This window comes from Terrabacter sp. LjRoot27 (assembly GCF_964254175.1).
Classification (GTDB): Bacteria; Actinomycetota; Actinomycetes; order Actinomycetales; family Dermatophilaceae; genus Terrabacter.
On sequence record NZ_CAXUSS020000003.1, the window covers coordinates 16034 to 27295 of the forward strand.

Genomic DNA, 11262 nt, shown 5'->3' on the forward strand with positions numbered 1-11262 from the left:
CGTCGTACGGGGTGGCGTATGCCGTGTCGACCGTCGCGTCAGACGGCGGCGGTCACGAGGGGGCTCAGCCCCACCGAGCGCTGCACGGCCGCGGTGTCGCCGCACAGCGCGAGGAAGTTGGCGAGCATGCGGTGGCCGCCCTCGGTCAGGACGCTCTCGGGATGGAACTGCACGCCGTGCAGCGGGAGGTCGCGGTGGCGCACCGCCATGACGAGACCCGAGTCGGTGCGGCCGGTCGCGACGAGCTCGTCGGGCAGGGTCGCCGGGTCGATGGTCAGCGAGTGGTAGCGGGTCGCGGTGAAAGGGCTCGGCAGTCCCTCGAGGACACCGGTGCCGTCGTGGTGGACGAGCGAGGTCTTGCCGTGGAGCAGCTCGGGCGCGCGGCCGACGACCGCGCCGGCGACGACGCCGAGCGCCTGGTGCCCGAGGCAGACGCCGAACATCGGCTTCGCGATGCGGGCGCACTCCCGGATGATGTCCATCGACACACCCGCGTCCTCGGGAGTCCCGGGGCCGGGCGAGACGAGCACGCCGTCATAGGCCGCGGCGTCGGTCGCCGGCACGGCGTCGTTGCGCACGACGGTGCAGTCGGCACCGAGCTGCTCGAGGTAGCCGACGATCGTGTAGACGAAGCTGTCGTAGTTGTCGACGACGAGGATGCGGGTCGGACTGGTCATGCGGGGCCTCAGAGGGGTGGTGGGGCGCGCTCAGCGGATCGGCGACGCGTACTGGAAGTCGACCGAGCCCGAGTATGCCGGGAACTCGATCGAGCTGTGCGTGTGCAGGGCGTAGCCGAGGCCGACGGCGTCGACGTACTGCTTGTAGATGTTGACGGAGGCGTCGGCGTCGAGCCCCTGCTGCATGCGGTCGACGTCACCGATGGCGGTGATCCGGTAGGGCGGGGCGTAGACGCGGCCCTGGAGGATGAGGGTGTTGCCGACGCAGCGGACGGCGCTCGTGGAGATGACCCGCTGGTCCTGGATCATCATCGCCTCGGCGCCGGAGGTCCACAGCGCGTTGACGACGGCCTGGACGTCCTGCTGGTGCACGACGATGTCGTCGGCGTTGAAGCCGTCGGGCAGGGAGTCGGCGGTGCGCTTCGCGTCGTCGAGGGTGACCTCCAGGGCGGCGCCGCGCACCTTGGTCGTCGCGGCTGACGCAGCCAGCTCGTCGGCGGCGCGGGTCAGGCTCGAGAGGTGCTCGTCGGCCGGGGCGTTCGTCTTCGAGAGCGCCTCGACCTCCTTCTGCAGACCGTCGAGGACACTGGCCTTCTCGGCGACCCGCGAGTCGCCTTCCATGATCAGCTGCGGCAGGTCACGGTCGGCCCGGAGGTCCCGGCCCTGCGCCGTCTGGAAGCTCATCGCGAACATGACGCCGGCGGAGGCCATGACGACCGGCACGAGCAGACCCCAGGTGAGGCGGGGCCGACGGCGGGGGGTCGAGGCGGTCGCCGCAGCATCGGCAGCGTCGGGGGCGTCGGGGGCGTCCGTGGGGTCGGTGACGCTCTCGGCCGTCGCCGACACGGGCTGCTCGACCTGCTCGGGCTGCTCGGCGTCCTTCATGACTGGTGTCCTCGCTCGCGCGGACCCTCCGCGCCGCCTCCATTGTGCCTCGTCACGGCTCGTGGACCGACCGGAGGTACGGCGCGTGCGTGGAGACCTCGCTGATCTGGGTGCCCCCGCGCAGCGCGAGAGAGGCAGCGGCGCGGTTGGGCACTCCGAGCTGCGTGACGAGGTGGGAGATCTCCGCCGCGATGGTGCGCAGCGACACCCCGAGCTCACGGGCGATCGCGGCGTCCTTGGTGCCGACCACGAGGCGCCGGGCGACGAGGCACTGGCGCGGTGTGAACGGCGGGCTCGTCCCCTCGGGGACGGCGGGCCGCGAGCGGGCCAGGGTCTCGTGCCACAGCGAGCGGACGCGGTCGACGACGTCGGACCGGGTGGTGAGCCACGCGGTGGAGAAGCCGTGCTCGCTCAGCGGTCCGGCCACGACCGCCGTGGTCTCGTCGGCGAGGATGCACTGGAACTGTGCGGGCCCCACCTGGAGGTCGGGCTTCTCGGACGAGATCAGCGGGTTGAGCCGGAGGGTGCGCTCCGTCGTGATCGTCAGCATGCTGAGGCCACGCTCGACCGACCGCGCGTTCGTCGTGCGGCTGATGTCGACGGGGTCGAAGTGGATGATCGGCTGGATCGACCAGACCGACCGGCGGGTGACGGGCTCGACCGCCGTGGCGAGGTTGCGCTCGATCTGCTCGGCCCCGACCCCGAGCCGGCGGAAGCCGGGGGTCCTGCCCCCGGTCAGGGAGGTGACGGCGAGCGCGTTGACGACGGCGGACAGCTCGACGGCAGCAGCGGCCAGCGAGGGTCCACGCCCGTGCGCCTGGTCCCGGCCCGGTCCGGCACCCGACATCGGGCTGGTCATCACATCGTCCCCTGATCTGCTGTCCTTGCCTGCCAGCATGCCCGGTTCCGGGCTCAGGTCAACTCCGGGCCGGCGGCCCCGACTGCGTGTTCGTGCAACGGAGGAACATCCGAGGCGACACCGGCCGCCCGGCCTGTCATCCTCGATCCCGTCACCGTGTGGGGAGCGGCGGCGGGCGGGGCGCAGACAGGGGGCGCATCCGCCCGCTCGCCGTGGGCACCCGCGGAGCCACCCGTCGGGATGCCCCTCGAGACGTTCTCGCGGGGCATCTGCGAGCGCAGGTGGGAGCCCGGACAGGCCGGTCCGTCCGAGGGCACCGCCCCGACTGCCGTGCGTGCACGCATGCGCGGGGACGCCGAGCGTGTCATTGGTTACCCTTGCCTCAACTCAGAGCAAGGAGAACGCAGTGCCCGAGTCCAAAGGCCGCGACCACAAGGCGGCGGCATACACCCCGCCGCGCACGAGCAAGGCCGCCGAGCCCAACCCCACCTGGTGGGCGCCCGTCTTCATCACGCTGCTCGTCCTCGGGCTGCTGTGGATCGTCGTCTACTACGTGACCGAGTACAAGTACCCCATCGGGTCCATCGGGGTCTGGAACCTCGGCGTGGGCTTCGTCCTGCTCATGGGCGGGTTCATCATGACCATGCGGTGGCGCTGAGCGCTGCTGAACCCCGCACCACCCGCATCAGAGGGCCGCTCCCGTCGACGACGACGGGGCGGCCCTTTTGCACACATCCCACCCGGCGCCGGCTGTCCACACCTGTGGACAGCCGGCGTCCTGCGTCCGCGTCCACAGCTGTGGATGACGGCCGTGCACAACCTCCAGCGCAGATCGGGGGACTTATCCACACCGTTGTCCCCAGCTGGGGATGAATGACATATGTGTAACTACATCCACAGGCTTATCCACACCCGGTGGACAACTCTCGCCGTCGCGTGTGAAGAGCAGGCTCCGGAGGCCGTCGGGCCGCATCGGGGACGCCGGTCGGGCCGAGGGCGGGACAGAGGTGGGGGCCGAGGGCGGGACAGAGGTGGGGGCCGAGGCAGGGAAGCGGTCAGAGCCGCGGCAGGCCGAGCTCGGTGACGACCCGCTCGGCGGTCGCGCGCGCGTCGCCGTGCTCGTTGTCGAGGCGCAGGTGGCGGTGCCCCGCGAGCAGCTGCTCGCCGTCCCGGGCCGGGTCGGTGCTGAACCGGGCCCGCGACTCGAGGTCGACGACGTGCGAGCGAGCCCACTCGACGTCGCGCTTGCTGCGCTTGTGGTCCATCCGGTCGGCGCCACCCTCGCGGGCGAGCCGTACGTCCTGCGGCGCGTAGAGCTCGACGACGTCGACGGGGGCGCCGGCTCGCTCGACCGGCTCGACGAGCTCGCGGAGCTGCGCGAGGTCACCGGGGTGATCGAGGTCGATGGCGAAGGTGAAGACGAGACCGCGCAGGTCGGCGACGACGGACTCGGCGATGACCTCGCGACGGATCATCGCGTTGATCCGCGAGAACGACGGAGTGCCGAAGTCGTAGACGCCGAGCAGCGGCTCGATCGACATGTGGTTGTGGAAGAGCCGGAAGCCCGTGAGGTCGCACACGGCCCGGCCGACCGTCATCTTGCCGACGGCCGGCGGACCCGTGACGCAGACGAGGTGCATGGCGGCTCAGCCGAAGATGCTGAGCTCGCGGATGACCTCGGGGACCGTGAGGTACTTGACGACGGTGACAACGACGAGCAGCACGAGGACGGCGGCGAGCGCGGCCCAGACGAGGTGGCGCACGCCCTGGCGCCGGAAGACGACGATGACGCCGGCGCAGACGACGCCGGTGACGAGGCCGCCGAGGTGCGCCTGCCACGAGATGCCGGGGTAGAAGAAGCCGAAGGCCGCGTTGATGGCGATCGTCGCGTACATCGCCGCCGAGGAGCGCCCGAGGTGCCGGTTGAGCACGAGGAGCGCGCCGAAGAGACCGAAGATGGCCCCGGACGCGCCGACGACGGGGGTCAGCCAGGCGTCGTCGAGGCCGGCCCGCAGACCGGCGATGGTCGGCGAGCCCGCGAGGAGCGTGACGGCGACCTGGCCGCCGATGCCGCTGATGAGGTAGAGCGCGGCGAACCGGGCGCGACCGAGCATCGGCTCGAGGTACTGCCCGAGGCTCCACAGCGCGAACATGTTGAGCAGGATGTGGAAGATCGTCGACGGCGAGTGCAGGAAGGCCGCGGTGACGAAGCGCCACGGCTCGGTCCACCCGAGGAACGGCGCGAACGCGAAGTTCTGCGTGACGCTCGGGTTGGCCCGCTGCGCGAGGTAGGCGACGGCGCAGATCGCGATGATCGTGTAGGTGACGACGGGCGTGCCGTCGGTCGCCCGGCCGCCGAAGACGGTGCGGGCGCTGGGCGAGGTGCGCGCGGCCTCACGGACGCAGTCGACGCACTGGATGCCGACGGCGGCGGGCCGCTGGCACTCGGGGCACGCGGGCCGGCCGCAGCGCTGGCAGCGGACGTAGGCCTCGCGGTCGGGGTGGCGCGGGCACACGGACGGACCGGCAGCGGGCTGCGGGACCCCCGGCTCGAGCGGGGGCTGGCCGGGCTGGCCGCTGGGCGGGTTGTCAGACAACGGGGTTCCCCCTGCCGGTCACGTCCATGGGCGGTGGTGCGGGTGGTGCGTTCGTGCGGTGGTGCGGTCGTGCGATGGACCCGGAGGGTCAGTCCTCGATGGTGACCGAGTTGATGACGACGTCCTCGACGGGCTTGTCGTTGGCGCCCGTGGCGACCGCGCCGATCGTGTCGACGACGTCGCGCGAGGCCTGGTCGGCGACCTCACCGAAGATCGTGTGCTTGCCCTGGAGCCACGTGGTCGCAGCGGTGGTGATGAAGAACTGCGAGCCGTTCGTGCCCTTGCCCATGCGCTTGCCGGCGTTGGCCATGGCGAGGATGTAGGGCTTGGTGAAGTCCTTGTCGGGGCTGATCTCGTCGTCGAACGCGTAGCCCGGACCGCCGAAGCCCTGACCGATCGGGCAGCCGCCCTGGATCATGAAGTTCGGGATGATGCGGTGGAAGATCAGGCCGTCGTAGAACGGGGTCGGGTTGGTCCGGCCGGCGTCGTCCTTGTACTCCTTCTCGCCCTTGGCGAGACCGACGAAGTTCTCCACGGTCTTCGGGGCCTGGTGCTCGAAGAGGTCGATGACGATGTCACCGTGGTTCGTGTGCAGGGTTGCCTTCATGGGCCCAATCCTCGCACGACCGAGCACGTATGCCGTCCGGGCGGGTATGCGCCGTGGGTGGCGGAACGCTGGGGGTGGACCCACCGTTGGCCTAGGAGAAGGATCATCCTCACAGCAGTCGAGGACGCGACCCGATGAACAGCCGGCCCCGAGCCGGCGAGGACGGAGTGCCGATGTCGTTCATGGACAAGCTGAAGAAGAAGGCCGAGGAGCTCGATCTCGAGACCAAGGCCAAGCAGCTGCAGGAGTCCGCCACGCAGGCGGCCAAGCAGGCGCGTGAGAAGGCGGGCGACTACGCCACCCAGAACCGCGAGAAGATCGACGGCTACGTCGAGACGGCCACGACGAAGATCGACGAGAAGACCGAGGGCAAGTACGCCGACAAGGTGGCCAAGGTCAGGGAGCACGTCGACCGGGGCGTCGACAAGGTCGCCGAGGGCCACACCTCGGGTCCGACGACCGCCACGGGCGCCGCGGCAGCAGCAGGAGCCACGGACGTGACGGGTGGCGAGCCCTTCCCGGTCGACCCCGACGCCCCGGCCCCCGTCTCGGCGAGCCCGCTCGAGGCCCCGGCCCCGATCGACCGCCCGACGCCGGTGGACGAGCGCGCCTTCGACGCGGCGGCCGGCGACGTGCCGGTCCCGACCCGTGAGGCCCTGACCGACACGACGCTCGAGGACACCGTCCTCGGTCTCGACCACCCGCCGACGGCGCCGGTGGGGCACGCGGACGCGCCGGCCCCCGAGGACGCCGATGCGGCGCCGCGGGTGCCCCGCCCGCCGCACGACGCCACGAGCTGAACGGCAGGGCGTGACGGCATACGCGATCGGCATCGGTGACGATGCCGTCCACGCACGGGAGGCATCCGTGCGGTGCGTGGCCGAAGTTGGCAGGATGGGTAAGGACGAGTGGACTTAGGAGGACGTATGTTCCGAACCAAGCAGTCCCGCACGGAGGCTGCAGTTGACCAGGCACGCTCCGCAGCGGCCGATCTCGGGTCGGCGGCAGGTGACCGGATCGGCACGCTGAGAGACAGCGCCGCTGACACCGCGAGCGATGCCGCCGCGGCCGCCAAGGATCGCGCGTATGCCGCGAAGGACGCCGCGACGCCGGCGCTCCAGGACGCCGCCGACGCAGCGCGTGAGCGGATCGTCGCGGCCAAGGCGGCGGCGACGCCCGCACTGGCGGACGCGGCCGACACGGCCCGCGAGCGCCTCTACGACGCCGCCGACCGCGCCAAGCCGAAGGTGGACGCCGCGCAGTCGACGCTCGTCGATACGGTGCTGCCCAAGGTGGGTGCCGCCATCGCGACGGCCGCAGCCGCTCTCGCGGCGGGCGCCGAGCAGGCTCGCGAGGCGGCCCAGCCGCACCTCGAGCAGGCGGCCGCCCAGGCCAAGGAGACGGCTGCCGTCGGTGGCCACCGTGCCCATGACGCCTACTCGGTGCTCAAGGGTGACGCGGTCGCGAAGAAGCGCGGCGGCAAGGGCAAGTGGCTCATCGCCATCGGCCTGACCGCTGCCGCCGTCGCGGCTGTCGCAGCGTTCCGCAAGCAGAAGCAGGCCGACGACCCGTGGGCCACGCCGCTCGACTCGCGCGCCGGCGCGGGCGCCGGTGGCTCGACGACCTCGGCCCTCGCCTCCGACGCGGCGACGCTCAAGGACAAGGCGGCCGAGCAGGTGGGCCACGCCAAGGACGCCGTCGCCGACGCCGCGAGCAAGGCCAAGGAGAAGGGCTCCGAGCTCGCCGACGCCGCCAAGGACAAGGCCGGCGACCTCGCGGCCAAGGGCCAGGCTGCGATCGCCGACGCGAAGGACCGCTCCGGCGAGGCCGTCGCGGACGCTGTGGACACGGCAGCGGACGACGCAGCCGACACAGCGGACGAGGCGACCGACGAGCTCGCCGGTGCTCCGGCGAGCGCCGAGGGTGAGGTCACGGCGGTCGACGCCGCGCCCGACTCCGACGCGATCACGTCCGACGCGGTCGAGGGCGGCACGATCAACGGCGCCTCGACGAAGTCGTCCCCGCGCGGCTCGGCCAAGGCCAAGCTCGCCCAGGACAAGGGCGACAGCACGAGCTGACACCCCGGTCGGTGCCGGTCCCTCGGGGCCGGCACGGACCAGGGCACACAGAGAAGGACCCGGATGCCATGGGCATCCGGGTCCTTCTCTGCTTGAGCTGGCTCGCTCCGACAGGGGGACAGAGCGAGCCAGCACATGCAGAAGGGCTGGGCGCGGTTCGTGCGGGCCCAACCCTTCGCTACAACCAGTCTAGACCCTGTCCGGCTGGTTGCGCGAGGGGCTCGATGAAGATTGCATCACATCAAGCGCGTCAGTTCGGTTCCTTCCACGCATCATGCCCACGAGTTCCGGTGTCCCTGAAGGGACTCGGAGATTGCTGCACCACCGAGCATGGCACCAGAGGCCGGGTTGCGCCAGAGGAAGCCGCCGTGGATTCGCTGTGGGGTCCGGGACGGGGTGGGAGCTCGTCCCGTCCCGTCCGATTTGCCCTGACCTCTTGACGCCCCTTTGCGCTCGCCCCTACGGTCCTACCCACTGAGGGTGACTGATTGTGAGCGAAAGGATGCTTGAATGAGCAGTTTCAAACACACAGTGCGGAGAGGGGTGGGTGCTCTCGCCGGCGCCACCGTCGCCCTCTCGGGACTCGTGCTCGTGTCCGGACCGGCACAGGCCGCGGACGCCCACCTCGGTGACGTCACGGCATACAGCCGCAGCGGCGACACGTACACGTTCGGCTCCGGCGTCGCGAAGCTGCGCGTCGAGGTCGACGACACCGACCTGCTGCGCGTGCAGGTGGCCCCCGACGGCACCTTCACCGACCCGGCGTCGGCAGATCCCGCCGACCCCGACGCACCCGATGCCGACATCGTCGTCAAGCGCGACTACGCAGGCGGCGCATCGAGCGTGACGGACACCGGCACGGCATACGTCATCTCGACGGCCAAGGCGCGCCTCACGGTGACGAAGTCGCCGATCACCCTCCGGCTGCAGGACGCGAGCGGCGCCGAGCTGCTGCGCGAGACCGCACCGATGGCGTGGAGCGCGAGTGGTATGACGCAGACCCTGGCCCGGGGAGCCCAGGAGCAGTTCTTCGGCGGCGGCATGCAGAACGGCCGCTTCAGCCACCGGGACACCGCGATCACGATCAGCCGCGACTACAACTGGGACGACGGCGGCAACCCCAACGCGGCGCCCTTCTACCTCTCGAGCGCCGGCTACGGCGTGCTGCGCAACACGTTCGCGCCGGGCACCTACGACTTCCACGCGCCGGTGCGGACCACGCACCAGGAGCAGCGCTTCGACGCGTACTACTTCGTCGGTGACACCCGGCAGGTGCTCGACGGCTACACCGAGCTGACCGGCCGGCCGCTCATGCTGCCGATGTACGCGCTGGAGCTCGGCGACGCCGACTGCTACCTCCACAACGCGAACCGCGGCGAGCGGGAGACACTGCGCGACACGACGGCCATCGCCGACGGCTACACCGCCAACGACATGCCGCTCGGGTGGACGCTCGTCAACGACGGCTACGGCTGCGGCTACGAGGACCTCCCCGAGACCCACGAGATGCTCGTCGACCACGGGTCCGAGCTCGGCCTCTGGACCCAGTCCGACCTGACGAACCAGCCCTACGAGGTCGCGAGCGGCGTGCGGGTGCGCAAGACCGACGTCGCCTGGGTCGGCCCCGGCTACCGCTTCGCGCTCGACGCGTGCGAGAAGGCGCGCGACGGCATCGAGAGCAGCAGCACCGACCGCGCGACCGTCGTCACCATCGAGGGCTGGGCCGGCACGCAGCGCTGCGGCGCGATGTGGAGCGGCGACCAGTCGGGCACGTGGGACTACATCAAGTGGCAGATCCCGACGTATGCCGGCTCGACCCTCTCGGGGCAGCCGGTCACGACGGGTGACGTCGACGGCATCTTCGGCGGCAGCGCGGACACGTACACGCGTGACCTCCAGTGGAAGATGTTCCTGCCGATGACGTACGCGATGAGCGGGTGGGCGGCCAAGGACAAGCAGCCCTACCGCTATGGCGAGCCCTACACGTCGATCAACCGGAGCTACCTGCAGCTGCACGAGCGCCTGCTGCCCTACCTCTACACGCACACGGTCAACGGGTCCCGCACGGGTCTGGGGCCGACGCGTCCGCTCTACGCCAACTACCCGAAGGACCCTGCGACGTGGGGCGATGCGGCCAAGTACGAGTTCCTCGCGGGTGACGACTTCCTCGTGGCGCCCGTCTACTCCGACACGTCGGTCCGCGACGGCATCTACCTGCCCGAGGGCACGTGGGTCGACTACTGGACGGGCCGGCTCTACTCCGGCAAGCAGACGGTGAACGGCTACAAGGCGCCGCTCGACCGGCTGCCGCTCTTCGTCCGGGCCGGCGCCGTCGTGCCGATGTTCCCCGAGGGCACGCTCGACTGGAAGGCCGGCAAGGACTCCGGCCGGCTCGACGTCGACGTCTACCCGTCGGGCACGTCGACGTTCACGAACTACGAGGACGACGGCCGCTCGCAGGCGTGGAAGTCCGGCTCGAGCGCGTCCCAGCGCTTCGACGTCGCGGCGCCGACGACCGGCAAGGGTCCGGTGACCGTGACCGTCGGGTCCGTGAACGGCTCCTACGCCGGCAAGCCCGCTTCGCGGGGCTACGGCCTGGCCGTGCACACGAACACCGCGCCCTCCGCGGTTGCCGTCGACGGGGCGGATGTCGGGGGCGTGGCGTCGAAGGCGGCGCTCGATGCGGCGGCCTCCGGGTGGTTCTACGACGCGGCCACGGGCGTCATCCACGTCAAGACGGTGTCGATGTCGACCGGGGCCACGCACACGGTGCGGATCACCGGCGCCGGTGCGGTCGGGGGCGCCCAGCCGGGCGAGCTCGACGTGGCACTGGACGTCAAGGCACCCGTCATCTCGGTGCCCGGTGAGGCGCGCGAGGTGACGGCGACCTTCACGAACTCCACGGGCAAGCCGGTCCAGGTGACGTCGACGTCGGTCGGCGTGCCGGCCGGCTGGACGGCGGTCGCCTCGGGGCCGACGACGGCCACCGACCTCAAGGACGGTGGCACCTTCACCGCCCGCTTCGGCGTGACACCCCCGGCAGGAGCGCAACCCGGGTCGTATGCCGTGACGGCCTCGGCGGCATACACCGTGCGGGACGTCTCGCGGACCGTCACCGACGCGACGACGACGCGCCTGGCGTTCCCGTCGCTCGCGAGCGCCTTCAGCAACGTCGGCGTCACGGCACTGGCGTCGCCGGCTGCTGGCGACATCGATGGTGGCGGATCGAGCTTCATCGCCGAACGCCTTGCGGCACAGGGCGTCTCGCCCGGTGCGAAGGTGACGGCGAACGGGTTCGACTTCACCTGGCCGTCTTCTCAGCCGGGGACGAAGGACAACGTCGCCTCGGCCGGAGAGACGATCCAGGTCTCGGGGCGCGGCAACGCACTGGCCTTCCTCGGGACGGGGACGAGCGGCGCTGCTGGAGGTGCGGCGACGGTGCACTACACGGACGGCTCGTCGGCGGCGGTGACCGTGGGCTTCCCGAACTGGTGCTGCCTCGCGACCGACACCTACGGCGCGAAGACGGCCGTCACGACGATGGGCAAGAACACGCCCA

10 protein-coding genes are annotated in these 11262 nt (G+C 71.1%); 4 read left to right on the forward strand and 6 right to left on the reverse strand.

Going from position 1 to position 11262, the window contains the following annotated elements:
- Window positions 1–38: 38 nt before the first annotated feature.
- From ACSQ2D_RS21465 to ACSQ2D_RS21475, 3 genes are read right to left on the reverse strand one after another with little or no spacing between them, the layout of a single operon-like run.
- Window positions 39–677 carry an aminodeoxychorismate/anthranilate synthase component II gene (locus ACSQ2D_RS21465; protein WP_435988034.1) on the reverse strand — a complete coding sequence of 213 codons (639 nt, stop codon included), beginning with the start codon at window positions 675–677 and terminating at the stop codon, window positions 39–41.
- Window positions 678–707: 30 nt separating this feature from the next.
- The gene (locus tag ACSQ2D_RS21470; RefSeq protein WP_435988035.1) at window positions 708–1562 is read right to left on the reverse strand and encodes a DUF881 domain-containing protein; all 855 of its coding nucleotides are present in this window, start codon (window positions 1560–1562) and stop codon (window positions 708–710) included.
- A 52-nt stretch (window positions 1563–1614) separates the two neighbouring features.
- The gene (locus tag ACSQ2D_RS21475) at window positions 1615–2421 is read right to left on the reverse strand and encodes a helix-turn-helix transcriptional regulator (protein WP_435988036.1); all 807 of its coding nucleotides are present in this window, start codon (window positions 2419–2421) and stop codon (window positions 1615–1617) included.
- Between the two features lie 406 nt (window positions 2422–2827).
- Here ACSQ2D_RS21475 and ACSQ2D_RS21480 point away from each other — a divergent pair, with 406 nt between their 5' ends.
- On the forward strand, window positions 2828–3079 hold the full coding sequence (locus ACSQ2D_RS21480) for a cell division protein CrgA (RefSeq protein WP_020141592.1): 252 nt from the start codon (window positions 2828–2830) through the stop codon (window positions 3077–3079).
- 397 nt (window positions 3080–3476) lie between these two features.
- Here ACSQ2D_RS21480 and ACSQ2D_RS21485 read toward each other — a convergent pair whose 3' ends face one another.
- The 3 genes from ACSQ2D_RS21485 to ACSQ2D_RS21495 form a co-directional block, all read right to left on the reverse strand.
- Window positions 3477–4061, reverse strand: coding sequence for an AAA family ATPase (locus tag ACSQ2D_RS21485; RefSeq protein ID WP_435988037.1), 585 nt, complete (start codon window positions 4059–4061; stop codon window positions 3477–3479).
- Window positions 4062–4067: 6 nt separating this feature from the next.
- Window positions 4068–5018 (reverse strand): rhomboid family intramembrane serine protease, encoded by a 951-nt coding sequence (locus tag ACSQ2D_RS21490; protein ID WP_435988038.1) that lies wholly within the window; start codon window positions 5016–5018, stop codon window positions 4068–4070.
- An 88-nt stretch (window positions 5019–5106) separates the two neighbouring features.
- Window positions 5107–5625 carry a peptidylprolyl isomerase gene (locus ACSQ2D_RS21495; RefSeq protein WP_435988039.1) on the reverse strand — a complete coding sequence of 173 codons (519 nt, stop codon included), beginning with the start codon at window positions 5623–5625 and terminating at the stop codon, window positions 5107–5109.
- Between the two features lie 134 nt (window positions 5626–5759).
- Between ACSQ2D_RS21495 and ACSQ2D_RS21500 the strand changes: the two genes are divergently transcribed.
- From ACSQ2D_RS21500 to ACSQ2D_RS21510, 3 genes are all read left to right on the forward strand, one after another.
- Window positions 5760–6425 carry an antitoxin gene (locus ACSQ2D_RS21500; RefSeq protein ID WP_435988040.1) on the forward strand — a complete coding sequence of 222 codons (666 nt, stop codon included), beginning with the start codon at window positions 5760–5762 and terminating at the stop codon, window positions 6423–6425.
- A 126-nt stretch (window positions 6426–6551) separates the two neighbouring features.
- Entirely contained in the window at window positions 6552–7703 is a 1152-nt protein-coding gene (locus tag ACSQ2D_RS21505; protein ID WP_435988041.1) for a hypothetical protein, read from the forward strand.
- A 510-nt stretch (window positions 7704–8213) separates the two neighbouring features.
- Window positions 8214–11262: TIM-barrel domain-containing protein (locus ACSQ2D_RS21510; protein ID WP_435988042.1), on the forward strand; the 3049-nt coding region annotated here is incomplete at its 3' end.

Excerpts from the sequence above, each read along its gene's own strand:
- ACSQ2D_RS21500 (WP_435988040.1), top strand. The coding sequence starts at position 5,760 with ATGAACAGCCGGCCCCGAGCCGGCGAGGACGGAGTGCCGATGTCGTTC.
- ACSQ2D_RS21465 (WP_435988034.1), bottom strand. The coding sequence starts at position 677 with ATGACCAGTCCGACCCGCATCCTCGTCGTCGACAACTACGACAGCTTC.
- ACSQ2D_RS21475 (WP_435988036.1), bottom strand. The coding sequence starts at position 2,421 with ATGACCAGCCCGATGTCGGGTGCCGGACCGGGCCGGGACCAGGCGCAC.
- ACSQ2D_RS21505 (WP_435988041.1), top strand. The coding sequence starts at position 6,552 with ATGTTCCGAACCAAGCAGTCCCGCACGGAGGCTGCAGTTGACCAGGCA.
- ACSQ2D_RS21485 (WP_435988037.1), bottom strand. The coding sequence starts at position 4,061 with ATGCACCTCGTCTGCGTCACGGGTCCGCCGGCCGTCGGCAAGATGACG.
- ACSQ2D_RS21470 (WP_435988035.1), bottom strand. The coding sequence starts at position 1,562 with ATGAAGGACGCCGAGCAGCCCGAGCAGGTCGAGCAGCCCGTGTCGGCG.
- ACSQ2D_RS21495 (WP_435988039.1), bottom strand. The coding sequence starts at position 5,625 with ATGAAGGCAACCCTGCACACGAACCACGGTGACATCGTCATCGACCTC.